This is a genomic window from Micromonospora sp. NPDC051924 (assembly GCF_055586005.1).
Genome location: NZ_JBVJJA010000005.1, coordinates 80,011 through 102,169 on the forward strand (window position 1 = coordinate 80,011; position 22,159 = coordinate 102,169).

Sequence of the window (22,159 nt, forward strand, 5' to 3'; positions counted from 1 at the left end):
CCTTGAGTAGGCTGGCCGGCATGAAGGTCGCTACCCGTTTCGGCACCGGACACCGGATCCTCGTCACCGGGGGCGCCGGCTTCGTGCCGTCCCACCTGGTCGACCGGCTCATCGAGCGTGGCTGCACGGTGGTGGTGCTGGACAACTTCGTCACCGGCTCCAAGGACAACGTGGCCCACCTGCTGGACACGCCGACCTTCACGCTGGTCGAGGCGGACATCTCCGAGGGCCTGCCGACCGGCCACCCGGCCCTCGCCGAGCGGTTCGACGCGATCCTGCACATGGCCTCCCCGGCCAGTCCCACCGACTTCGAGAAGCTGCCGGTGGAGATCCTGCGGGTCGGCTCGGTCGCCACCCTGCACCTGCTGGAGCGGGCCACCGCCGACGGCGCCCGCTTCCTGATGGCCTCCACCTCCGAGGCGTACGGGGACCCGAAGGAGCACCCGCAGCGCGAGACCTACTGGGGCAACGTCAACCCGATCGGCATCCGGAGCGTCTACGACGAGGCCAAGCGCTTCTCCGAGGCGGCCACCATGGCGTACCACCGGAGCCGGGGCACCGACACGGCGATCGTGCGGATCTTCAACACGTACGGGCCGCGGATGCGGCCGGACGACGGGCGGGCCATCCCGACCTTCATCTCCCAGGCGCTGCGCGGTGAGCCGATCACGGTGCACGGCACCGGCAACCAGACCCGTTCGATCTGCTACGTCGACGACTTGGTCCGGGGCATCCTGCTGCTGCTCGACTCGACCGAGACCGGGCCGATCAACTGCGGGACCGAGCACGAGATGTCGATGCGGCAACTGGCCGAGACGATCGTGTCACTCACCGGAAGCGCCTCCGAGGTGAGCTACATCACCCGCGCCGCCGACGACCCGGAGAAGCGCCGCCCGGATCTCACCCTCGCTCGTGAGCTGCTGGGATACGAGCCGAGCGTGACGCCCGAAGACGGCCTTCGACGCACGATCGAGTACTTCCGCGGGCGGCTAGGGTACTGACCCGGGCTGGGAGGAGGCTGACACCCGGTTCCGCCTGACGGCGGTACTGGTGCGACCGACTTACCCTCGGTTACATGTCAGCGAGCATGTCTCCCGGCGCCCCGCTCCCCTACCTGAGTCGGAGCGCGGGCCGCGCTTCGGTTCCCGGCCCCGACCGGGGCTCCGCCGGGCGGGCCCGTGCGACCGACGCCCGCTGGTACCCCGCGTACGAGGAGGCGAAGCCGCGCCCCGGTGGACCCGGCGGCCCGGGTGGACCGTCCGGCCCCGGCGGGTCCGGCGGCTCCGGCGGCCCGGGGCGGCGTGGTCCCCGCCCGCGTTGGGGACGGATCGGCCTGGTGGCGGGCGTCGCGGTGCTGGTGCTCGCGCTGCTCGGTGGCGCGGGCGCGTGGCTCTACGCCCGCAGCCTCAACAACGACCTGGCCCGGACCGACCCCTTCTCGGAGATCACCGGGGGGCGGCCGGCCAAGACGGTCGACGGCGCGCTGAACATCCTCATGGTGGGCAGCGACTCCCGGGACCCGGACGCCCCGGTCGAGTCCTCCGGCAAGTGGCGGTCGGACACGATCATCCTCATGCACGTCCCGGCCGACCACAAGGCGGCCTACCTGGTCTCCATCCCGCGTGACCTGTACGTGCCGATCCCGGAGAACGCCGGCGCGTCCTGCGACTCCGGCCAGCGCAACAAGATCAACGCAGCCTTCGCCTTCGGTGGCCTGCCGCTCGCGGTGAAGACCGTGGAGTGCTTCACCGACGTCCGGATCGACCACGTGATGGCCATCGACTTCGCCGGCTTCAAGGAGGTCACCGACGCCCTGGGCGGGGTGGACCTGAAGGTGGACCGGACCATCACCTCGATCCACAAGCCGTACCGGACGTTCACCAAGGGCGTGAACCACATGAACGGCGCCGAGGCGCTGGACTGGGTCCGGCAGCGCAAGCAGTTCCCGGACGGCGACTTCGCCCGGATGCGCCACCAGCAGGAGTTCCTCAAGGCGCTGATGGACAAGGCGGCGAGCACCGGCACGCTGAGCAACCCGAAGAAGCTGAACAATTTCCTCAAGGCGGTCACCGCGGCGGTCACGGTGGACAAGGACTTCTCGGTGACCGACATGGCGCTGGAGTTCCGGAACCTGCGCGGCGAGAACCTGACCTTCCTGACCAGCCCCAACCTGGGCGGTCAGGACGTCGGCGGGCAGTCGGTGGTGGTCTCCGACCGGGAGAAGGCGCTGGCGATGTACAAGGCCATCGCCTCGGACACGATGGGTGACTGGGTGAAGGCCAACCCGCCGGCGGACGGTACGGGCGACGGCGGCTGAGCAGCCTTCCGGCACGACCGCAACAACCGGTCGGTGGTCAAGGCTCGTCCCGCGACGAGCCAACCGCCGACCGGTTGCTTTTCTCAGCCGTTTGGGCAGAAGACCTGGACGAGCGCCGGGTAAACCGGGAATGGCCAGCAGATGAGGTCGCCAAGGCGGGAACGGATACGTACAGTGGTCCCGCCCCCCGATCATCGAGCTGGAGCACGCATGCCGGTTCATACCAGCCATCGCCCCCAGTCGCTGGATCCCGGAGCACCCGGGCGGGTGCCGCCGGTCATTCCGACCCAGCCCGGATCCGGCGGCCGCCACCCCGGCGGAGCCAAGAAGCGGACAAAGCGGAAGGATCCGCTCTGGGCCCGGCTCACGTTGATCTTCGGCGCGGTGCTGATGATGACCAGCGGCATCGCGATCGTCGGCAGCAAGGCGTTGATCGGTCAGGCCACCAGCGGGATCGCCCAGCGCAACCTGCTCGGTGACGCGGGCAAGTCCGACGCCGAGGGCGGCAACAGCCTCGACGGCCCGATCGACATGCTGCTGCTCGGCGTCGACGCCCGGGAGCGCTGGGCGGCGGACAACGTCCGCTCCGACACGATCATCATCCTGCACATCCCGGCCAGCCACGACCAGGCGTACCTGATCTCGATTCCCCGGGACACCGAGGCGCAGATCCCGGCGGACCCGAAGTCCGGCTACGGGGGCGGCGTCGACAAGATCAACGCGGCCTTCTACTTCGGTGCGCAGAAGGGCGGCGGCTGGGAAGGTGGCGCCCGGCTGATGGCCAAGACCATCAAGAACATGACCGGGATCAGCTTCGACGGCGCCGCGATCATCAACTTCGGTGGCTTCAAGAACGTGATCGACGCCCTCGGCACCGTCCGGATCTGCGTGAGCCACGAGGTCAAGTCGCACCACATGTCGATGGTCGACGGCAAGCCAATGTGGAACGCGGACGCCCGCAAGACCGGCAAGCCGATGAGCCCGGTGGTGCACAAGAAGGGCTGCCGGGAGATGGAGGGCTGGGAGGCCCTCGACTACGCCCGCCAGCGCTATGGCCTGCCCCGAGGCGACTACGACCGACAGCAGAACCAGCAGCAGCTGATCAAGGCGATGGCGAAGAAGGCCACCGACAAGGGCATGCTGACCAACCCGCTCAAGCTGAACCAGCTGATCAAGGCGGCCGGCAAGGCCTTCATCCTTGACACCGGCGGCGCGCCGATCGCGGATTTCATCTTCACCCTCAAGGGCGTGACCGGGAACGACCTGGTCACCCTGCGCACCAACGGCGGCAACTTCTCCACTGCGGCCAGCGGCCGGGAGATGCTCAACGAGACGAGCAGAGAGATGTTCCAGGCGGTCAAGAACGACAAGTTGGCCGACTTCGTGGTGGCGAACCCGGGCGTCCTCTCCACCCGGAAATGACCCGGACCCGGCGGTAGCTGCGGCGAAGCGGCCACCGCCGGTCTCCCCTCCCCGTAGGCTGACGTGAGCGGGTCTCACGTACGGCTGCGGGGAGGGGTGTCACGTCCAGGGCGGCACGGACCGGACGCGGGCGGGGCCGACCCGCCCGCTGGATTCGGTTCCTGATCGGCGCCGGACTCGCCCTGGTCCTGCTCGCCACGCTCGGCATCGCCGGGCTGCACTGGCTCACCAACCGGTACGACCGCTCGGTGACCAAGCAGCAACTGCTCGCCGACGCGGCGCGGGAGCGGCGTACCGAGCTGTCGCAACCGCTCAACTACCTGCTCATCGGCTCCGATCACCGGCCCGGCGCCAACCCCGAGGACCAGCGCTCGGACACCATCCTGATCGTGCACGTGCCGGCCGGCATGCGGCAGGCGTACCTGATCTCGATCCCGCGCGATCTGCTCGTCGCCATCCCGGCGGCGCCCGGCTACAGCGGCGGCCAGGACAAGATCAACGCGGCGTACGAGCACGGCGGCGGTGGTGAGGCCGGCGCCCGGCTGCTCTCCGCCACGCTCACCCGGCTCACCGGGATCCGCTTCGACGGCGCCGCACTGGTCGACTTTTCCGGGTTCAAGCAGGTCATCGACCTGCTCGGCGGGATCCGGATGTGCGTCGACACCCAGGTGCGGTCCATCCACACCAAGACCCTGTTCACCCCCGGCTGCCAGCAGATGGACGGCGCCCGGACGCTGGACTACGTCCGCCAGCGCTACGGCCTGCCCGACGGGGACTACGACCGGCAGCGGCACCAGCAGCAGATGCTCCGCGCGGTGCTCGACAAGGCCGGCGAGGCGCACCTGCGCACCGACCCGGTCAAGCTGGACCGGGTGCTGCGGGCCGTCGGCGGCGCGCTGACCGTGGACACCAACGGCGTACCCCTGGAGGACCTGCTCTTCGCGCTCCGGTCGCTGCCCGCGGACGCCCTCCGGGGGGTACAGGTCCCCTCGTACCCGCAGACCATCGACGAGGTCTCGTACGTGGTGCTGGACAACGGCGGCGCTGGGGTCTTCGACGCGGTCCGGGGCGGTCGGATGCCGGCCTGGGTCGCCGCCAATCCCCGCTGGGTCAACCGACTGTGACCGGCGGGGCATCGCTAGGCTTGGTAGCCGTGTTCGGACCCCAGGTTCCCAGCGTGCCCGCGTCGGCCGTGCCCGACGACGTCTACCTGCTCGACGTCCGGGAGGACGACGAGTGGGCCGCCGGCCACGCGCCGGCCGCCCACCACCTGCCGATGACCGAGCTGCCGGCCCGGATCGCCGAGGTGCCCGACGACCGCGAGGTCGCCGTGATCTGCCGCTCCGGCGGGCGCTCCGCGCAGGTCGTCGCTTACCTCATGCGCAACGGCTGGGACCAGGTACGCAACGTCGAGGGCGGCATGGGCGACTGGGCCGCAGCCGGTCGGCCCGTGGTCACCGACGACGGGCAGCCGGGCCGGGTCGCCTGAGGCGGATCGGCGGCATGACCACCCCCCTGGTCTTCGCGCACCGTGGCTCCTCGTACGACCTGCCGGAGCACACCCTCGCCGCGTACCTGCGCGCTCTCGATGAAGGCGCCGACGGGCTGGAGTGCGACGTCCGGCTCACCCGGGACGGGCACCTGGTCTGCGTGCACGACCGCCGGCTGGACCGGACCAGCAACGGTCACGGGCTGGTCAGCGCGCGTACCCTCGCCGAGCTGGAGGCACTCGACTTCGGCTCCTGGCACCCGGGCGGGATGTCCGCCGACGGGGACGAACCGCTCGACGACTCGCACACCCGACTGCTCACCCTGGAACGGCTGCTCGACGCCGTGCTGGCCGCCGGCCGCCCGGTCCGGCTGCTGATCGAGACCAAGCACCCCGCCCGGTACGGCCGGGACGTGGAACGCCGCCTGGTCGCCCTGCTGCGCCGGTACGGGCTGGCCGAGCCGCGGCCGGACGACCGGGTCCGGGTGACCGTGATGTCCTTCTCCCCGCTCGCCCTACGCCGGATCCGCGAGCTCGCGCCCGGCCTGCCCACGGTGCTGCTGCTGGAGGTGCTGCCGCGCTGGCTGCGACTGGGCCGGCTGCCGTTCGGCACCCGGATCGCCGGGCCGGGGGTCGGCCTGGTCCGGGCCCGGCCGCAGCTCGTGCCCGCGCTGCGGGCCGCCGGCAACCAGGTCTACGTCTGGACGGTGAACGAGCCGGAGGACCTGGAACTGGTGCTGGCCGCCGAGGTGGACGGCGTGATCACCGACCGGCCCGCCCGGACCCTGGCCCGGCTGGGCCGATGAGCCCGACCGATCGACCCGGCGGCCGGCCCCGCCCGTCCGGCCGGGGGTGTCCCCGGACCGGTCGGCGCGGCACACTCGGGACATGCCGGAGCGAACCGACTTCAGCGCCCTCATCGCCGGCCACACCGACGTGATCGCCTCGATCAACGCCGGGGAGTCCGGCCTCTCCGTGCTGACCCGGCTGCTCCGGGTGGTGGAGCCCGCCGTCGGCGCCGCCGGCCTGGTCTGGGTGGAGTTCGCCCCGACCGGTGGCCGGGTGATCGCGGCGACCGGCAGCGCCGAGTTCGTCGTCGGCCGACCCCTGCCGGCCACCAACCCGGCCACCGTCTGCCTGCTCTCCGGGCCCCCGGTCCGCGAGGTACGGGTGGACGCCATCCCGGGCGCTCTCGCCGTCGAGGTGGCCGCGCGGGGACTGTGCCGGATGATCGTCGCCCGCGCCGAGATCGGCGGCCTGACCGTGGGCAGCCTGCACGCCCTCTATCCGGAGGGCGAACCGCTCGACGCGTCCCAGCGGGCCGTCATCGGGTACGTCGCCGCCTGCATCGGCCACATGTACGGCGACCAGACCGGTCTGCCGGTGCACGGGGACGGCCCGGTGGTGGCGGCGCTCGCCGACGGCCTGGCGGTGGTGGACCGGGAGCACCACGTCCGGCTCTGGAACCCGGCCGCCGCCGAGGTGACCGGCCGGCCGGCGGGCGAGGCGCTGAACCGCCCGCTGCCGTTCCCGCTGCCCCCGTCCGGCCAGGTGCTCGACCACCGGCTGCGGGACGGTCGCTGGCTGCGGATCACCGCCGGCGAACTGCCCGGCCCCGGCGCGCTGCGGGTGGTCACCTTCCGGGACATCACCGACCAGCAGCGCCGTGACCACGACCGGGACCTGTTCGTCGCGGTCACCAGCCACGAGCTGCGCACCCCGGTCACCGTGATCAAGGGGTACGCGGACACCCTCACCGATCACTGGGAGTCGCTCAACGACGACGACCGGCGGCAGGCCGCCATGATCATCGGTCAGCGCGCCAACGAGCTCGCCCGGCTGGTCGACCGGCTGCTCACCGCGGCCACCGAGCACCGGCCCGGCGGCGAGCCGGCCGCCCCGTTCGACCTCGGCGACGCGCTGCGGACCGCGGTGACCGACCTGCCGGCCGACGTCCGGCACCGGATCGTCCTCGGCCTCCCCGACGACCTGCCCAAGGCGCTCGGCGACCGGCACAGCCTCGCCACCGTGCTCACCGAGCTGAGTACCAACGCGGGGAAGTACTCACTGCCGGACACCCCGATCGAGGTCACCGCCGAGGCGAACGAGCGGACCGTCTCGTTCCGGGTCGCCGATCGCGGCATCGGCATCCGCCCCGAGCACGTGGAACGGGCGTTCGACCGGTTCTGGCAGGGCGAGTCCGGCGACCGCCGGCGCTACCCCGGGGCGGGGCTGGGTCTCTATCTCGTGCGCCAGATCGTTGAACAGCAGAATGGATGGGTATCCCTCCGACCGAGAGCCGGTGGGGGTACGGTCGCAGAGGTGCGGCTGCCGCGGGGATGACCTGGGCACACCCACGGGGTGGAAGGAACGACGGTGGCGACGGGTTCGGCCGAACGATCGTGGTGTGTGGTGGTGCCCCACCACGCGACCGGCGCGCGCCTCGCCCGGCACCGGCTCGCCGACGAGCTGGCCGACGTCGTACCCCCGGTCCTGCTGGCCGACCTGGTCGCGGTCCTCGCCGAACTGGTCGGCAACGCGGTACGCCACGCGGACCCGCTGCCCGGCGGCGTGGTCCGGGTGGCCTGGCGGCTGCGCTCCTCCGACGACGGGCAGACCGTCCAGCTCCGGGTCACCGACGGCGGGTCGGCCTCGGGTCCGCTGATTCGGCCGTCGACCCCCGACTCGATCGACGGGCGCGGCCTGCACATCGTCTCCGGGCTGGCCAGCCGCTGGGGCGTCGAGCGGGACGGCCTCGGGCAGAGCGTCTGGGCCGAGTTCGACCCGACCGCCGCGCCCCGGCCGGACCTGGTCGTGGCGGGTTGACCGGCGTCCGGGGGCGGGTCCTGCCCACCCGGGTCCGGCCCGGCATCTAGGCTGACTCGCCGTGAGCAAGCGTCGAAAGAGCCAGCGGGCCGCCGAAGCCACCCCGAAGCGGGAGAAGGTGCGCGACGTCTTCGTGCCCCGACCGTTCGAGGGTCTGGTCGACGAGCCGGAGTGGATCGCCCTGCGCGAGCTGGTCCCGGCCGCCTCCGCGCCGCTGCGGCTGACCCCCGAGCTGGTCGAGGAGTACGGCGACCGTCCGGTCACCCTGGCCACCGTGCTGCCGATGGCCGCCCCGGCGATGACCAAGCCGGACGGGCGGGTCTTCATCGGCCTCCAGCGGCACCAGCAGTCCGGCGACGTCTCCCGGGACCTGGCCGACGCGCTGCTCTGCGCCCTGCGTACCGAGCCGGGCGGCCAGGTGAGTGTGCCGCCGCTGCCCGGGCCGGGCCCGCGCCTGCAGGACGTCCTGGTGGACGGCCCGCTGGAGATCACCATGCACGACGGCTTCGAGTTCTGGCTGGACCCGGGCGCCGCCGACGACCCGACCGTGCAGGCGTCCCTGGAACGGGCCAACGCGGCGATCTACCCGACCGTCAAGCTGGCGGCGGCCCGGGCCGCGTACTGGTGCCAGGTGCCGGAGAAGGCGCACGTGCGCTGGGTGCTCCCGGACGACGAGGACGTGGCGCTGGACGCGCTGTCCCGGCTCGCCGTGGCCGGCACGCTGACCCTCGGCGAGCAGACCCGCTTCGCCGGCATGTTCCGGGCGCACGGCCGCCTGGTGCCGGTCTGGGACCTGCCCGAGGATGTCCCGGCCGCCGACTGGGAGGAGCCGACGACCGAGTTCGCCAAGCGGTACGCCGAGGCGCTGGAGGAGAAGGAGCCGCTGGACGCGGCCGGCCGGCGGGCCCGGCAGGGCCTCCTCGGCCGCCAGCTCACCCTGCGCTGACCCGGTCTCCCGCCGTCGTCAGCGGCGCAGCGGTTCGCGGACCAGCGGGCAGGACATGCAGCGCGGTCCGCCCCGGCCGGAGCCCAGCTCCGAGCCGGCGATCGCGATCACCTCGATGCCGGCCCGTTCCAGCTGGGCGTTGGTCTCCACGTTGCGCTCGTAGCCCACGCAGAGCCGGGGCGCCAGGGCGAGGGTGTTGTTGCCGTCGTCCCACTGCTCCCGCTCGGCGGTGACCGGGTCGAGGCCGGTGTCGATCACCCGGAGCTGGTCCAGGTCCATCGCGTCGGCGGCGGCGCGCAGGAACGGCGCCGGCCCGTCCACCCGGGGCTCGTCGCCGTCCGCCCCGGCGATGACCGTGTACGCCGACAGCGTGCTGGCGATGTTCGGATACATCAAGACGGCGTCCACGTCGACCATCGTGCAGACGGTGTCCAGGTGCATGGTGGCCCGCTCCTGGGCGATCGGCACGACCAGGATGGTGTGGGCCAGGCCGGCGGCGAACACCTGCCGGGCGAGCCGTTCCGCGCCGGCCGGGGTGGTCCGCTCGCCCACGCCGACGGCGAGCACGCCCGGCGCGAGCAGCAGCACGTCGCCGCCCTCCAGGTGCTCCAGCTCGGGGTGATAGACGAACTCGGTGCCGGCGAAGCGCGGGTGGTGCCGGTAGATGGCGTCGGTGAGGCTGGTCTCCCGCCGCCGGGCCGTCATGGCCAGGCTGGTCACCCCGACCCGGTCCCCGATCCACACCGACGAGTCCCGGGTGAAGAGCAAATTCGGCAGCGGGTCGATGACGAAGTCGTGCCGGTCCATCAGGGTCCAGACCAGACCGCCCGGCCGGTCCCGGCCGATCCGCAGCTCCTCGTGGGCGAGCCCGGCGATGAAGACGTCGGCGAGGGCGGCCGGGTCGAGGTAGGCGAGATGGTCGGCGATCCGACGGCGCAACGTGTCGCCCAGCCGGGGCGAGCGGAGCACCAGCTCGGTCAGCTCGGCCCGGGCGTCCGGCACGGCCAGCGTCTCGGCCAGCAGGGTGGCGAGGTAGAGCACCTCCACGCCGCGGTCGCGCAGCGCGGCGGCGAAGGCGTCATGCTCCTCCTGCGCCCTTCCCACCCATGGGATAGCGTCAAAGAGCAACGAGTCGTTGTTGCGTGGGGTGAGGCGGGCGAGTTCCGGCCCGGGGCGGTGCAGCAGCACGGTGCCGAGCCGACCGACCTCGCTGTCCACGTAGTGGGTCACCATCGCAGCGTAGGACAGGCTTCCGCACCATCCGGGAAAAGAAGTGTGAATGAATATGGCATTCATCCGCACTCATTCCGACGCTCCAACTTGCCGAGCCCCGGGGTAGGCAACGTAGGGTAGTGGAGACATAACTTCGAGAGACCTTTTGCCGGAGGTCGCGATGACTGTCTTTCCCGCTCGTCGAGCCGTACCCACCCGGGCGCTGCCGACCGTCGCCATGCCCCACCCCCGGGTGGAGTCCACCTCGGTGCTCGAACCGGCCCGACCGACGCCCCTCGAGTGGGCGCGTCGTCGCCGGGCCGAGCGGGGCGCCCGTCGACTGGAGGCGGCCGGGGCCCGCGCCCTCGGCCAGCTCGACCACCTCGGGCCCGCCTGGCACGTCATCGAGTGGCCCCGTACGGACGCTGCGGACGTCCTCCTCGACCGCGGTCAGGACGAGCGGGCCGGTTTCCTCGCCATCGGACCGAGCGGTCTCTTCGCGGTCACCATCGCCGACCACGGCCGCGCCCGGGTGCTCGTCGCCGGCGACGTGGTGCAGATCAACGGCAAGCGTCCGCCCTATGTGGCCGAGGCCCGCCGGGACGCCAAGCGGGCGAGCAAGGCACTCTCCGACGCGGTGGGGCTGCCGATCCCGGTCTCCCCGGTGCTGACCTTCGTCGGCTCCGGGGTGATCAGCGTCTACGGCCTGCCCAAGGACTGCCTGATGGCCACCCACCGGGAGCTGGACCGCCTGCTCGTCGCCGGGGGCAACCGGATCAGCCCGGCCACCGCCGAGAAGCTGTCCCAGGTCGCCCAGGCCCCCTCCACCTGGCTCAACGGCACGTACCGTCCAACGGCCGACTACCGGTGGTACGAGGACGGCCGAACGGCCGCTGACAAGCGGGCCGCCCGGCGGTAACGTCTCCGGCGACGCCACGCGGTCCGCGGATCCGCCCCCCGCGGTTTCCGTCAGCCGCGCCGTCGCCGGCCGCCCGACACCGGGCACCCGTCGCACCGACATCCGTCCCCGATCCCGCCGACGTCCCGGGTTCCCGGGCAGCACCGGCGACCGGTGGACCGAGCGCGGTCGGGCGGTCGCCGTGACGACCGGCTAGCGTGGACAGACCGTCGGTGTACCTAGGAGGCGCGGTGGCCCACGTCGAACTCTCGCTCTCGGAAGTGTTTTCCCCACCGTCGGGGACCCCGTCCGAGCAGGAGTCCGACAACTTCGGGCAGTGGTCGGGGGCGGTCTCCCGGGCCGCCGAGCCCTGCCTGCTGATCGACGACGACACCACCGTGGTGGCGATCTCCGCGTCCGGCTGCGAACTGCTCTGCCTGGGGGCGCCGGAGGACGTGATCGGGCGGCCGCTGCTGGAGGGCGGGCTGCGCCTGGTCGACTTCACCGCCCAGCCCAGCGAGCTGACCGAACAGGAATCCGACAAGATCCCGCCGCTGCTCGCCCTGAACTCCGGCCGGCTCGCCCGAGGGTTGCTGCGGGTCCAGGGGCCGGACGACGACGCCGGCACCACCGTCGACGCCATCGCCACCCCGGTGTTCACCGACGGCGAGGTCGCCGGGTCGCTCACCTTCTTCTCCCGCGTCTGACCTGCGACGACGAGCGGGCCGGGCAACAAATCCACACATGACCTTCACCCGATCGGGCGATCCTCCTACGATGGGCTCGGCCAGTCAGCCGTAACGGCGTACGTCGATGCCGAGGATCGGACCGTGTCACCCAGCCCAGCCCAGCCCACCACCCCCCGCCACCGGCACCTCCCGGTGGCGCTGGTCGCCCTGCTGGCCCTTGCCGGCTGCGGCGCCCCGCCCGAGTTGCGCCAGACGGCCACCCCGGTCGTCCCGGCCTCGGCCGCCCCCACCGTCACACCCACCCCCACGCCGAGCACCCCGCCGACCGCCCCCACCGCTCCCGTACCCGTCCCCAGCCCCTCCGACCTGGTCGCCACGGCCTGCCCAGCCGGCCCGACCGGTGACCGCGTGGTGTCCCTGCTGCGCGGCCGGGGCGGCGTGCTGCCCCGGGACGTACGGGTCACCGTCCGGTCCGGACCGCTCTGCGCCGGGGGCTGGCAGTACACCGTGCTGGCGGTCAGCGGACACGAGGAGCTCCAGGTGGTCACCCGGGGCAAGCCCAGCGCCCTGGAACTGGTCACCGCCGGGACGGACGTCTGCTCCGTCGAGGTACGCGCCGCCGGCCCGCCCGGCATCCGGACCCTGGCCTGCGACGGCACCCCGGGTGCGTAGGCTGGTCGTCATGCCGGGAACACCGCCGACCCGCTTCGTCTACCTGGGTCCCGAGGGCACCTTCGCCGAGCAGGCACTGCGTACGGTGCCGGCCGCCGAACGGGGCAGCCGCACGCCGGCCCGCAGCGTCGGCGAGGCGCTGGACGCCGTCCGGGCCGGCGAGGCGGACGCCGCCCTGGTGCCGCTGGAGAACTCCATCGGCGGCGCGGTCGGGGTGACCCTGGACGAGTTGGCCGAGGGGGAGCCACTGGTGATCACCCGGGAGGTGATCCTGCCGGTGGAGTTCGTGCTCGCCGCCCGCCCGGGCACCACGCTCGCCGACGTCCGCAGCCTGGCGGCGCACCCGCAGGCGTCCACCCAGTGCCGCAACTGGCTCCGCGACCACCTGCCCGACGCGACGGTGGTCGACGTGCTCTCCAACGGCGCCGCCGCGGCGGGCGCCGCGACCGGCGAGTACGGCGCCGCCATCTGCGCCCCGATCGGGGCGACCCGGCACCGGCTGGACGTGCTCGCCGACAAGATCGCCGACCACCCGGACGCGGTGACCCGGTTCGCGCTGGTCTCCCGCCCGGGCCCGCCCCCGCCGCCCACCGGGGACGACGTGACCTCGCTGGCGGTCTACATCGCCCACGACCGGGTGGGCGCGCTGCTGTCCGTGCTGACGGAGCTGGCCGTCCGCGGGGTGAACCTGACCCGGATCGAGTCCCGCCCGACCGGGGAGGCGCTCGGCCGATACTTCTTCTTCCTCGACTGCACCGGCCACGTCGCCGACGTACGCCTCGGCGAGGCGTTGCAGGGGCTACGCCGGGTCTGCGCGGACGTGCGCTTCCTCGGGTCGTACCCCCGGCACCGCTGGAGCCCGGCGGCGAGCGACCGGCCGGTCCCCGCACCGGCCGGCCTCTCCGACGCCGACTACGCCGACGCGGCGGCCTGGCTGGCCCGGCTGCGCGCCGGCGAGCTGAGCTGACAGTGCGCGGGGCGCCCGCCCGGGTGCACCGCGCACCCGACGGTCACTGCAGCAGGCCGCCGAGCAGGCCACCCTGCTGCTGCTGAGCCCCGCTGCCCTGCACCGGCGCCTCCTCCGACGGCTGGACCACGACGAAACCCTGGCCGGCGAAGCTCATGGTGAACGCCTCCCCGGTGCTGCGGCCGAGCAGCGTGCCCAGGCCGAGCTGCTCGGCCCGGTGGTAGCCGGTCTGCAGGTTGGCCGACCAGCAGACCGCGGCCTGCGGGTCGACGTAGGTCGGGGCGTCCACGTTGAGCACCACCGGGGTGCCCTTGGTGGTGATCGCGATCCGGCCGTGGCCGCTGAAGACGCAGTTGAACAGGCCGGAGGCCGCAAAGCCCATGCCGCTGACCATCTTGATGTCGTAGTTCAGCGTGGAGTCGAAGGCGAGCACGCTGGACCCGTTGATGGACAGCGCATCGCCGGGCTCCAGGTCGATGATGTGCACGTCCTTGGAGAGGTCGGCGAGGAACACGTCGCCCCGGCCGCTGAGCTTCATCAGCGGGACGCCCTCACCGGTGAGCCGCTGCTTGATGAACTTGCCGATGCCGCCGGAGCCGAGCGCCTGGAACTGCACCTGGCCCTGGTACGCGACCATGGACCCGACGCGGGCCATCGCCTCGCCGTTCAGCTCGACCTTCAGCATCTTGGAGTTCTGCAGCCGCATGCCCGGCTGCTGGGACTCCTTCTCAAGGTTCTCCGCGGAGAACAGCGCGCTGCGCATGGGGTTCTTCCTCCTGCATCGGGGTGTGCCTGCCCGCAGGTTAGGGGAACCGCGCAAGGCGGGGGATCGGCCGAGCGGGGCGCGGCGTGGAGCCGGTCAGGCCCAACCGAGGGTGTGCAGCCGCTCGTCGTCGATGCCGAAGTGGTGGGCGATCTCGTGCACCACGGTCACCGCGACCTCGTCCACGACGTCGTCCTCGGTGTCGCAGATGCGCAGGATCGGGCGGCGGTAGATGAGGATGCGGTCCGGCAGGACGCCGGAGTAGTCCCAACCGCGTTCGGTGAGCGCGTGCCCCTCGTAGAGGCCGAGCAGGTCCTCGCCGGGGGGCGGGTCGTCCTCGACCAGGATGACCACGTTGCTCATCAGCCCGAGCAGCTCCTCGGGCACCTCGTCGAGGGCCTCACCGACCAGCTCCTCGAACCGCTCTCGGCTCATCTCCACGGCCACGCCGCCCGCTCACCCCTTCCGGGTCGGCAGAAATTCACGGAAAGAGTGGCCATCGGCAGCCCGATGGGCACTCTTTCCGTGAAAGTGCGGCCACGCATCGCGCGGGCCGAGGTCAGGCGAGGCGGGCGTCGAGGGTGATCTGCGCGCCGGGGGAGAGCAGCCGCGAGATCGGGCAGTTCTCCTTGGCCGCCTCGGCCAGCTTGGTGAACTGGGCCTCGTCCATGCCCGGGACCTGGCCGACGGTCTCCAGGTCGATCCGGGTCACGGTCATGCCCGCGTCGGTCTTGTCGAAGTGCACCTTGGCCGTGGTCTCGACCGAGGTGTCGGTGGCGCCCGCGTCGGCGAGCTGCTTGGAGAGGGCCATCGAGAAGCAGCTCGCGTGCGCGGCGCCGATCAGCTCCTCGGGGTTGGTGCCCTCACCCTCCTCGAAGCGGGACTTGAAGGAGTAGTTGCCGGTGAGACCGCCCTTGCCGGTGCGGACCGTGCCGGCGCCCTCGGTGAGGTTGCCCTGCCAACGTGCGGAAGCGGTACGGATAGGCATGGCACGACGCTATCCGAAAGCGGCCGGCACCGCACCGGCCCGACGCACTTGCGGTACCTGTCACCGGCTGCCGGATGTGTCATGATTCGACGCAGGCCCGCGAACGCGGAAGGGTGGCCGATGTCCCAGGATCTCCCCATCCCCAGGCAGGACCGGCCCGACGGCACCAGCGTCGTGGAGTGGGGCGACGCCGACCCGATTCCGACCGGCCGGCCCGGCCGCTCCCTCGCCGGCCTGGCCCGGGACCACCGCGTGCCGCCGGTGCTGGTCGGGCTCGGCGCGGTGGCCACGATCGCCTCCCTGGCCGGCGAGTGGCTGGTGATGACGGTGCCGAACGGCGGCCCGGAGGGCAACACCCCCGTCCGGGTGCCCGGCGGGGTCGCGGACGTCGACGGCTTCGGGGTCGGCTACCTGGTGGGCCTGCTCGGCCTGGCCGTCGCGGTGGCGCTGGCGCTGCGGGGCACCGCCGCCGTCCGGCAGAACGCCCGGGTGGCCGGCCTCGGTCTCGCCGCGGCGGTGCTGGCGCTGCTGACCGCCGCCGCCTTCTCACTGGACGACTCCGGCCAGCGCACCCTCTTCTACTCATCCGAGGAGGGATTCCGGGTCGACTACGGGCGCGGCCTGGTCAGCGCCTTCGTGGCCATGGTGCTGCTCGCCGCCGCGCTCTACCTCTCCGGCCGGCCGGTCGACCCGGGACCGGAATCGGACGGCGAGCCCGTGGCGGCGGAGAGCGGACGCCCGATGCCGGCCCGGCGCCGCTCCGGGGAGGACGAGCTGCCGCCCGCGCCGGCCGACCTGACGGTGGCGCCCACGGTGCCGTTCGCCCGGCCCGATCAGCCGCGCTGACCTGCGCGGACGGACACCCGGCGGTCGCCACGGATTGGTGTCCGATTCGCCGAAAAGCCATGGTTGCGGACGGTTCCGCGAGATACGGTTGCTGCCCGCCGTTCGTAGGCCCAGGCACCGAGGACCAGGGCGGCCGGCGCGACGGCGGCGGGCGAAGGAGGAACCATGACCCGCCCGGGACTGCCCAAGCTGATCGCCACCGACCTGGACGGCACACTCGTCCGCAGCGACGACACCGTCTCCGCGTACACCCACGAGGTGCTCGACCGGGTGCGGGCCGCCGGGATTCCGGTGGTCGGCGCGACCGGCCGCGGGCCGCGCCTGACCGAACTGACCCGCAACGACATCCGCGCCGCCGACTTCCTGGTGATGGCCGGCGGCGGGCGGGTGGTCGACCAGAGCGACCCGGAGGGGCCGCTGGTGCTGCGGGACGAGCGCCTCTCCGGCCAGGTGCTGGCCCGGCTCCTCGCCGATCTGGAGGCCGAGGTCGGCCCGCTGACGGTGATGGTGGAGGCGTCGGACGAGCACGACGCGCCGCTGTGGGGCGACTACCACGCGAGCTGGCCGTACCAGGACCGGTTCGAGGCGCGCAGTCGCGAGGAGTGCCTCTCCTGCGACGTGATCAAGGCGTTCGCCCGGACCGCCGACCACCACGTGGACGAGTTGCTGGCGGTGGCCCGCACGATCGTCCCGCCGGAGCTGGCCACGCTCACCCAGGCCGGCCTCGGCTTCATCGAGATCTGCCCGCCCGGGGTGGACAAGTCGACCGGTCTCGCGGTGGTCGCCGAGCGGCTCGGGGTCGACCCGGCGGAGGTGCTGGTCTTCGGCGACCAGCCCAACGACCTGCCGATGTTCGGCTGGGCCGGCTGGGCGCGGGTGGCGGTGGCCAACGCCCACCCGGAGGTGCGGGCGGCGGCCGACGAGATCACCCTGCGCAACGACGACGACGGCGTCGCGGTCTACCTGGACCGGCTACTCTCCCGGTGATGGGAGATCCACCTCGCCTGATCGCCACCGACATCGACGGCACCCTCCTGCGGGACGACCGGACGCTGAGCCCGCGTACCGCCGGGATGCTGGCCCGGATCACCGCGGCGGGCACGCCGGTCGTGCTGGTCACCGGCCGTCCGATCCGCTGGCTCCCGCTCGTGTACGAGCAGCTCGCCGAGCCACTGCCGGCGATCTGCGCGAACGGCGCCGTGGTGTACGACCCGGTCGCCGACGAGGTGCTGCGGGCCGACCCGCTCGCACCGGAACTGCTGGCCGAGGTGGCTCGGCGGCTGCGGGCCGAGGTGCCCGGGGTGAGCTTCGCGGTGGAGATCGTGGACAGCCGGCAGATGCGGCACGAGTCGCACTACCCGCTGCGCTGGGACGCCGATCTCGACGCGATCCGGGCGATCGAGTCCCCGGAGGAGCTGCTCGCCGTGCCCGCGGTGAAGCTGCTGGCCCGGGCGGGTGAGCAGGATGCGGACGCGTTCGTCCGGGTGGTCGCCGCCGCGCTGGAGGGGCTGGCCGAGGCCACCCACTCCTCGTACAGCGGGCTGGTGGAGATCTCCGCCGCCGGGGTGACCAAGGCGGCGGGCCTGGCCTGGTACGCCGCCCGGCTCGGGATCGACGAGCGGGACGTGCTGGCCTTCGGGGACATGCCGAACGACGTGCCGATGCTGACCTGGGCCGGCCGGGCGGTGGCCGTCGCCAACGGGCACCCGGCGGTGCTGGAGATCGCCGACGAGGTGACCGGGGCGAACCAGGAGGACGGCGTGGCCGCGTACCTGGAGCAGGTTTTCGGGGTGGCCTGACGGCCGGGGCGCGGAGTGTGCGCCCCGGGCCGCCGGATCAGAGGTACTGGCCGGGGGCGTGCCCCTCGTTGGTCGGCGGCATGCCCGGCATGCCCGGGACCATCCCGCCCGGGCCGCTGGGCAGCGCCGCCCGGCCCGAGCGCATCTGCTCGAGCTGCACGCGGGCGGCCATCTGCTGGGCGACCAGCGCGGCCTGGATGCCGTGGAACAGCCCCTCCAGCCAGCCGACCAGCTGGGCGTGGGCGATCCGCAGCTCGCTCTCGCTGGGCGCCTTGTCCTCGGTGAAGGGCAGCGAGATCCGCTCCAGTTCCTCACGCAGCTCGGGGGCGAGGCCCTCCTTCAGCTCGACGATGGAGCGCTCGTGGATCTCCCGCATCCGGTGCCGGCTGGCGTCGTCGAGAGGGGCCGCCTTGACCTCCTCCAGCAGCTGCTTGATCATGCTGCCGATCCGCATCACCTTGGCCGGCTGCTCGACCAGTCGGGTCGGATCCTCGCCCTGCCCCTCGTCGGTCTGCATCGTGCCGACCGGCCGACCGTCCGGCCCGACCACCACCACCGTGCCGGGGATGCCGTCCTGGTCCTGCTCGTCGTTCTGTCCCGCGGAACGCGCTTCGGTCATGGCACCCATCTTTACTCAGCCCCCGCCACCCGCACGCGGCGGGACCGCCGCGACGCCTCGGAACCACCCGGCCGGACCACCCGGCCCGACCCGGCGGGCGGGCACGCTACCGTCGCCGGCATGCCCGCCGACCCGCGCGCCGTACTCACCCAGCCGTCCCCGCCGCCGGACGCCACGGTCGCCTACGGCGACCACCCGGACCAGCTTGCCGATCTGCGCCGGCCGGCCGGCGACGGTCCGCCGCGGCCGCTGGTGGTCGTGGTGCACGGCGGCTTCTGGCGGGCCGAGTACGACCGCGCCCACATCGGCCCGATGGCCGCCGCGCTCGCCGCGCTGGGCCATCCGGTAGCCCAGCTCGAGTACCGGCGCACCGGGCAGGCCGACGGCGGCTGGCCGAAGACGCTCACCGACGTGCTCGCCGGGGTGACCGCGCTGCCCGCGCTGGCGGCCGCCGTGCTGCCCGGCCGGGTGGCCCCCGGACCGGCGATCCTGGTCGGCCACTCGGCGGGCGGCCACCTGGCCCTGTACGCGGCCGCGCACGACCCGGCCGCGGTCGGCGGCGTGCTCGCCCTGGCCCCGGTCGCCGACCTGGCCGAGGCGTACCGGCTGGACCTGGACGGCGGCGCGGTGGCCGCGCTGCTCGGCGGCGGCCCGGCGGAGTTCCCCGACCGGTACGCGGCGGCTGATCCATCGGCATTGGTGCCGATTCGAGCACGCACAGTAGTCATGCATGGCCTGCTGGACCAGCAGGTCCCGATCGGGATCAGCCGCTCATGGGTGGCCGCCGCCCGGGCGGCAGGCACCCCGGTCACGCTGCTTGAGCTGCCGGAATGCGAGCATTTCGGGCTGATCGCACCGGACTCGGCGGCCTGGCCGGAGGTGGTGGCTGCGTTGCGGTCCCTGCACGATGATCTTCCGACCATTGACGCAGCGTCGCGGAGCAGGTAGAACGCCGAAGGGGCGTGCACCCTGGCAGCCCTTACGGGAAGGAATCGGTGTCGCAGATGAACCGCAGGCGGGCACTTCAACTGCTGGCCGCACTGGGTACCAGCGGGCTGGCGGCGGGCTGCGGCTCCGACACCGACTCCGACAGCACGACCAGCCCCGGGAGCCCGGTGAAGATCGGGCTGATCGTCCCGAGCGCCGGTTCGAACAAGGCCATCGGTGACGAGATCACCAACGGCTTCCAGCTCTTCCTGACCCTCAACAACCAGCAGCTCGGCGGCCACCCGGCGACCGTGGTCCCAGCCGAGGAGGGCGACGGCGCCAAGAGCGGCCAGGCCGCCGTGGACCGGCTGGTCAAGGAGGGTGTCCTCGCGCTCACCGGCGTGGTCAGCTCCGCCGTGATGTCCGGCATCCGGGACACCGTCGAGCAGGCCCGGGTGCCGCTGATCGGGTCCAACGCGTCACCGACCAGCCTGCAGAGCGTCGTCTACATCTGGCGCACCTCGTACGTGCTCGACGAGCCCGGCGAGGCGCTCGGCGCGTACCTGCGGCAGATGGGCGTCTCCGGGAACATCGCGATCTTCGCCTCGCAGGGCCAGGGCAGCCGGGACGTGATCGACGGCTTCCGGCGCGGCTACGAGCAGGACGGGCACCGGCTCATCGGGGACCCGGTGTGGACCAGCGACGACCCCAACCCCGGCAAGGCGGCGTTCAGCGGGGCGATCGGCAAGGCGCTCGCCAAGCGGCCCGACGCGGTCTTCTGCAACTACTCCGGCACCGCGGCGGTGCAGTTCATCAAGCAGCTCTACGACCAGGGCTACCAGGGCAAGCTCTACGCCCCCGGCTTCCTCACCGAGGGCACCGTGCTGAGCCAGCTCGACGACGGGGAGAACGGCGAGCAGCGGGCGCGCATCCTCAACCAGGGCATCGAGACCGCCCTGAACTACTCGCCCGACCTGAACAGCACGGCGAACCGGGTGTTCGCCTCGGCCTACCGGAAGACGTACGGCGCCTCCCCGACCACCTACGCGATGGCCTCGTACGACGCCGCTCAGGTGCTCGACAAGGCGATCCGCCTGGTCGGGGCGGACCCGACCCCGCAGGCGGTCAACCTGGCGCTCGGCAAGATCGGCCAGATCGACAGCCCGCGCGGTGCCTGGCAGTTCAACCAGCCGCGTACGCCGCAGCAGAAGTGGTACCTGCGCCGGGTCATGCTCGACGGTCGACTGCTGTCGAACGTCGTCGTCAACGAGCTGGCCACGCTCGGCTGAGCCCTCCCGTACGCCGAACGGGCGGTCTCCCCGCGGGGAGGCCGCCCGTTCCGTGTCCGTGCGGGAGCGCGTCAGCGGCGCAGCTCGGCGATGCAGCACTTCACGCTGCCGCCGCCCTTCTTCAGCTCGGCCAGCTCGACCGGGACCGGGGTGTAACCCGCCGCCTTGAGCTTGCCGGCCAGCCGGGTCGCCTCGCTGTTCAGCACCACGTTCAGGCCGTCGCTGACCAGGTTCAGGCCGAACGCCAGCGCGTCCTCGTCGTCGGCGAGCACCGCGTCCGGGAAGAGCTGGGCCAGGACCTTCTGGCTGGCCGCGGAGAAGGCACCCGGGTAGTAGACGACGTTCTCGTCGTCGATCGAGGCGAGCGCCACGTCCAGGTGGTAGAAGCGCGGGTCGACCAGGCGCAGCGAGACCACCGGCCGGTTGAGCGCCTCCTGCGCCTCGGCGTGCGCCGCCAGCTCGGTCCGGAAGCCGTGGCCGGCGAGGATCAGCCCGCCGTGCGCGTCCGGGAGGTAGGCGAAGTCGCCCTCGCCCTCGTTGGTCTCGCTCGGCGCGATGAACCGCCAGCCGTGCTCCTCGTAGAACGCCCGGTGCGCCGCGGCCTCGGCGGCCCGCTGCTCGTGCTTGAACTGGGCGCCGTAGACCGTGCCGTCCACCACGAAGGCGCCGTTGGCCGCGAAGACCATGTCCGGCAGCCCGCGCTCGGGGGTGAGCAGGTGCACCTCATGGCCGAGGCCGACGAGCGTCTCCCGCAGGCGGTCCCACTGCTTGACCGCCAGCTCCGCGTCGACCGGCGCGGTGACGTCCATCCACGGGTTGATCGCGTACTCGACCGCGAAGTGCTCGGGCGAGCACATGAGATATGTCCGCTTTCGCGGGACTCGCTGCTGGTTCACGGTCACCAAGAGTAGGTACGGTACAACTTTGGTAACAGCCACAACCATTGCTTCCCAGAGGCGGAACGTTGCAGATAGACGCGGTCGACCAGCGAATCATTGCGTTGCTCGTGGCAGATGCCCGCGCCTCGTACGCGGACATCGGCACCCGGGTGTCACTCTCCGCCCCGGCGGTCAAGCGTCGGGTCGACCGACTCCGATCCGCCGGGGTCATCCGCGGCTTCACCGCAGTGGTCGACCCGGCCGCCGTCGGCTGGACCACCGAGGCGTTCGTGGAGCTGTTCTGCGCCGGCCGGACCACCCCGGCGCAGATCGGGGCGGCCGCGCGCCGGCACCCGGAGGTGGTCGGCGCGTACACCGTCTCCGGGGAGGCGGACGCGCTGGTCCACCTGCGGGCCGCCGACATCGCCCACCTGGAGGAGGCGCTGGAGCGGCTCCGGGCCGAATCCTTCGTCACCTCGTCCCGGAGCACCATCGTCCTGTCCCGGCTCGTCGAATCCCCCGGCGTCGGCCCGTCCGCCCCTTGACCTCAACCTCGCTTCAGGTCGTTCACTGAACGCCGGGAGCGCGGGGTGCGGTCCCGGACGGGGGGGG

Annotated in this window: 25 protein-coding genes; 19 read left to right on the top strand and 6 right to left on the bottom strand. The window is 72.5% G+C overall.

Annotated features, from left to right (window positions below):
• Positions 1–20: 20 nt before the first annotated feature.
• From ACZ6S5_RS05385 to ACZ6S5_RS05425, 9 genes are all read left to right on the top strand, one after another.
• Positions 21–1,001, top strand: a complete 981-nt coding sequence (locus ACZ6S5_RS05385; RefSeq protein WP_465997995.1) for a UDP-glucuronic acid decarboxylase family protein — start codon at positions 21–23, stop codon at positions 999–1,001.
• A gap of 74 nt (positions 1,002–1,075) precedes the next feature.
• Positions 1,076–2,317, top strand: coding sequence for an LCP family protein (locus tag ACZ6S5_RS05390; RefSeq protein ID WP_465997997.1), 1,242 nt, complete (start codon positions 1,076–1,078; stop codon positions 2,315–2,317).
• A 210-nt stretch (positions 2,318–2,527) separates the two neighbouring features.
• Complete coding sequence (locus ACZ6S5_RS05395; protein WP_465997999.1) at positions 2,528–3,739, top strand: LCP family protein; 1,212 nt, start codon at positions 2,528–2,530, stop codon at positions 3,737–3,739.
• Between the two features lie 248 nt (positions 3,740–3,987).
• A complete protein-coding gene (locus ACZ6S5_RS05400) occupies positions 3,988–4,863 on the top strand; it encodes an LCP family protein (protein ID WP_465998001.1) in 876 nt (291 codons plus the stop codon).
• 29 nt (positions 4,864–4,892) lie between these two features.
• Positions 4,893–5,228 carry a rhodanese-like domain-containing protein gene (locus ACZ6S5_RS05405; RefSeq protein ID WP_262285078.1) on the top strand — a complete coding sequence of 112 codons (336 nt, stop codon included), beginning with the start codon at positions 4,893–4,895 and terminating at the stop codon, positions 5,226–5,228.
• 14 nt (positions 5,229–5,242) lie between these two features.
• The gene (locus ACZ6S5_RS05410) at positions 5,243–6,034 is read left to right on the top strand and encodes a glycerophosphodiester phosphodiesterase (RefSeq protein WP_465998003.1); all 792 of its coding nucleotides are present in this window, start codon (positions 5,243–5,245) and stop codon (positions 6,032–6,034) included.
• An 82-nt stretch (positions 6,035–6,116) separates the two neighbouring features.
• Positions 6,117–7,571, top strand: a complete 1,455-nt coding sequence (locus ACZ6S5_RS05415) for a sensor histidine kinase (RefSeq protein WP_465998005.1) — start codon at positions 6,117–6,119, stop codon at positions 7,569–7,571.
• 66 nt (positions 7,572–7,637) lie between these two features.
• The gene (locus ACZ6S5_RS05420; RefSeq protein ID WP_465998285.1) at positions 7,638–8,054 is read left to right on the top strand and encodes an ATP-binding protein; all 417 of its coding nucleotides are present in this window, start codon (positions 7,638–7,640) and stop codon (positions 8,052–8,054) included.
• 61 nt (positions 8,055–8,115) lie between these two features.
• Positions 8,116–9,000, top strand: a complete 885-nt coding sequence (locus ACZ6S5_RS05425; RefSeq protein WP_465998007.1) for a DUF5926 family protein — start codon at positions 8,116–8,118, stop codon at positions 8,998–9,000.
• Positions 9,001–9,018: 18 nt separating this feature from the next.
• On the opposite strand, the gene ACZ6S5_RS05430 is transcribed toward ACZ6S5_RS05425, so the two are convergent.
• Entirely contained in the window at positions 9,019–10,233 is a 1,215-nt protein-coding gene (locus ACZ6S5_RS05430) for an arginine deiminase (RefSeq protein ID WP_465998009.1), read from the bottom strand.
• Positions 10,234–10,393: 160 nt separating this feature from the next.
• Here ACZ6S5_RS05430 and ACZ6S5_RS05435 point away from each other — a divergent pair, with 160 nt between their 5' ends.
• The 4 genes from ACZ6S5_RS05435 (at position 10,394) to pheA (ending at position 13,438) form a co-directional block, all read left to right on the top strand.
• On the top strand, positions 10,394–11,131 hold the full coding sequence (locus ACZ6S5_RS05435) for a hypothetical protein (protein ID WP_465998011.1): 738 nt from the start codon (positions 10,394–10,396) through the stop codon (positions 11,129–11,131).
• A gap of 230 nt (positions 11,132–11,361) precedes the next feature.
• Positions 11,362–11,817 (top strand): hypothetical protein, encoded by a 456-nt coding sequence (locus tag ACZ6S5_RS05440; RefSeq protein ID WP_465998013.1) that lies wholly within the window; start codon positions 11,362–11,364, stop codon positions 11,815–11,817.
• Positions 11,818–11,940: 123 nt separating this feature from the next.
• Positions 11,941–12,471 carry a hypothetical protein gene (locus tag ACZ6S5_RS05445; protein ID WP_465998015.1) on the top strand — a complete coding sequence of 177 codons (531 nt, stop codon included), beginning with the start codon at positions 11,941–11,943 and terminating at the stop codon, positions 12,469–12,471.
• A gap of 10 nt (positions 12,472–12,481) precedes the next feature.
• Positions 12,482–13,438, top strand: a complete 957-nt coding sequence (gene pheA / locus ACZ6S5_RS05450; RefSeq protein ID WP_465998017.1) for a prephenate dehydratase — start codon at positions 12,482–12,484, stop codon at positions 13,436–13,438.
• A gap of 43 nt (positions 13,439–13,481) precedes the next feature.
• Here the strand turns inward: pheA and ACZ6S5_RS05455 are convergent, their stop codons facing one another.
• The 3 genes from ACZ6S5_RS05455 to ACZ6S5_RS05465 form a co-directional block, all read right to left on the bottom strand.
• A complete protein-coding gene (locus ACZ6S5_RS05455; RefSeq protein WP_465998019.1) occupies positions 13,482–14,201 on the bottom strand; it encodes an AIM24 family protein in 720 nt (239 codons plus the stop codon).
• 96 nt (positions 14,202–14,297) lie between these two features.
• A complete protein-coding gene (locus ACZ6S5_RS05460) occupies positions 14,298–14,642 on the bottom strand; it encodes a metallopeptidase family protein (RefSeq protein ID WP_465998287.1) in 345 nt (114 codons plus the stop codon).
• Positions 14,643–14,760: 118 nt separating this feature from the next.
• Positions 14,761–15,189, bottom strand: a complete 429-nt coding sequence (locus ACZ6S5_RS05465; RefSeq protein WP_465998021.1) for an OsmC family protein — start codon at positions 15,187–15,189, stop codon at positions 14,761–14,763.
• A 120-nt stretch (positions 15,190–15,309) separates the two neighbouring features.
• Between ACZ6S5_RS05465 and ACZ6S5_RS05470 the strand changes: the two genes are divergently transcribed.
• The 3 genes from ACZ6S5_RS05470 (at position 15,310) to ACZ6S5_RS05480 (ending at position 17,834) form a co-directional block, all read left to right on the top strand.
• Positions 15,310–16,035 (top strand): hypothetical protein, encoded by a 726-nt coding sequence (locus tag ACZ6S5_RS05470; protein ID WP_465998023.1) that lies wholly within the window; start codon positions 15,310–15,312, stop codon positions 16,033–16,035.
• Between the two features lie 165 nt (positions 16,036–16,200).
• Complete coding sequence (locus ACZ6S5_RS05475) at positions 16,201–17,022, top strand: HAD family hydrolase (RefSeq protein ID WP_465998025.1); 822 nt, start codon at positions 16,201–16,203, stop codon at positions 17,020–17,022.
• Complete coding sequence (locus tag ACZ6S5_RS05480; RefSeq protein ID WP_465998027.1) at positions 17,022–17,834, top strand: HAD family hydrolase; 813 nt, start codon at positions 17,022–17,024, stop codon at positions 17,832–17,834. The genes ACZ6S5_RS05475 and ACZ6S5_RS05480 overlap by 1 nt, the downstream gene beginning before the upstream one ends.
• Before the next feature lie 37 nt (positions 17,835–17,871).
• On the opposite strand, the gene ACZ6S5_RS05485 is transcribed toward ACZ6S5_RS05480, so the two are convergent.
• Complete coding sequence (locus tag ACZ6S5_RS05485; RefSeq protein ID WP_465998029.1) at positions 17,872–18,462, bottom strand: bacterial proteasome activator family protein; 591 nt, start codon at positions 18,460–18,462, stop codon at positions 17,872–17,874.
• A 111-nt stretch (positions 18,463–18,573) separates the two neighbouring features.
• Here ACZ6S5_RS05485 and ACZ6S5_RS05490 point away from each other — a divergent pair, with 111 nt between their 5' ends.
• Both ACZ6S5_RS05490 and ACZ6S5_RS05495 read left to right on the top strand, forming a co-directional pair.
• Positions 18,574–19,401, top strand: coding sequence for an alpha/beta hydrolase family protein (locus tag ACZ6S5_RS05490; protein WP_465998031.1), 828 nt, complete (start codon positions 18,574–18,576; stop codon positions 19,399–19,401).
• A gap of 47 nt (positions 19,402–19,448) precedes the next feature.
• Positions 19,449–20,669, top strand: coding sequence for an ABC transporter substrate-binding protein (locus ACZ6S5_RS05495; protein WP_465998033.1), 1,221 nt, complete (start codon positions 19,449–19,451; stop codon positions 20,667–20,669).
• 71 nt (positions 20,670–20,740) lie between these two features.
• Here the strand turns inward: ACZ6S5_RS05495 and ddaH are convergent, their stop codons facing one another.
• Positions 20,741–21,574 carry a dimethylargininase gene (gene ddaH / locus ACZ6S5_RS05500; RefSeq protein ID WP_465998035.1) on the bottom strand — a complete coding sequence of 278 codons (834 nt, stop codon included), beginning with the start codon at positions 21,572–21,574 and terminating at the stop codon, positions 20,741–20,743.
• A 59-nt stretch (positions 21,575–21,633) separates the two neighbouring features.
• Between ddaH and ACZ6S5_RS05505 the strand changes: the two genes are divergently transcribed.
• Entirely contained in the window at positions 21,634–22,092 is a 459-nt protein-coding gene (locus ACZ6S5_RS05505; RefSeq protein ID WP_302770476.1) for an Lrp/AsnC family transcriptional regulator, read from the top strand.
• Positions 22,093–22,159: the final 67 nt, after the last annotated feature.

Excerpts from the sequence above, each read along its gene's own strand:
- ACZ6S5_RS05415 (WP_465998005.1), top strand. The coding sequence starts at position 6,117 with ATGCCGGAGCGAACCGACTTCAGCGCCCTCATCGCCGGCCACACCGAC.
- ACZ6S5_RS05385 (WP_465997995.1), top strand. The coding sequence starts at position 21 with ATGAAGGTCGCTACCCGTTTCGGCACCGGACACCGGATCCTCGTCACC.
- ACZ6S5_RS05485 (WP_465998029.1), bottom strand. The coding sequence starts at position 18,462 with ATGGGTGCCATGACCGAAGCGCGTTCCGCGGGACAGAACGACGAGCAG.
- ACZ6S5_RS05410 (WP_465998003.1), top strand. The coding sequence starts at position 5,243 with ATGACCACCCCCCTGGTCTTCGCGCACCGTGGCTCCTCGTACGACCTG.
- ACZ6S5_RS05490 (WP_465998031.1), top strand. The coding sequence starts at position 18,574 with ATGCCCGCCGACCCGCGCGCCGTACTCACCCAGCCGTCCCCGCCGCCG.
- ACZ6S5_RS05455 (WP_465998019.1), bottom strand. The coding sequence starts at position 14,201 with ATGCGCAGCGCGCTGTTCTCCGCGGAGAACCTTGAGAAGGAGTCCCAG.
- ACZ6S5_RS05470 (WP_465998023.1), top strand. The coding sequence starts at position 15,310 with ATGTCCCAGGATCTCCCCATCCCCAGGCAGGACCGGCCCGACGGCACC.
- ACZ6S5_RS05480 (WP_465998027.1), top strand. The coding sequence starts at position 17,022 with ATGGGAGATCCACCTCGCCTGATCGCCACCGACATCGACGGCACCCTC.
- ACZ6S5_RS05395 (WP_465997999.1), top strand. The coding sequence starts at position 2,528 with ATGCCGGTTCATACCAGCCATCGCCCCCAGTCGCTGGATCCCGGAGCA.
- ACZ6S5_RS05390 (WP_465997997.1), top strand. The coding sequence starts at position 1,076 with ATGTCAGCGAGCATGTCTCCCGGCGCCCCGCTCCCCTACCTGAGTCGG.
- ACZ6S5_RS05475 (WP_465998025.1), top strand. The coding sequence starts at position 16,201 with ATGACCCGCCCGGGACTGCCCAAGCTGATCGCCACCGACCTGGACGGC.
- pheA (WP_465998017.1), top strand. The coding sequence starts at position 12,482 with ATGCCGGGAACACCGCCGACCCGCTTCGTCTACCTGGGTCCCGAGGGC.
- ACZ6S5_RS05430 (WP_465998009.1), bottom strand. The coding sequence starts at position 10,233 with ATGGTGACCCACTACGTGGACAGCGAGGTCGGTCGGCTCGGCACCGTG.
- ACZ6S5_RS05465 (WP_465998021.1), bottom strand. The coding sequence starts at position 15,189 with ATGCCTATCCGTACCGCTTCCGCACGTTGGCAGGGCAACCTCACCGAG.
- ACZ6S5_RS05435 (WP_465998011.1), top strand. The coding sequence starts at position 10,394 with ATGACTGTCTTTCCCGCTCGTCGAGCCGTACCCACCCGGGCGCTGCCG.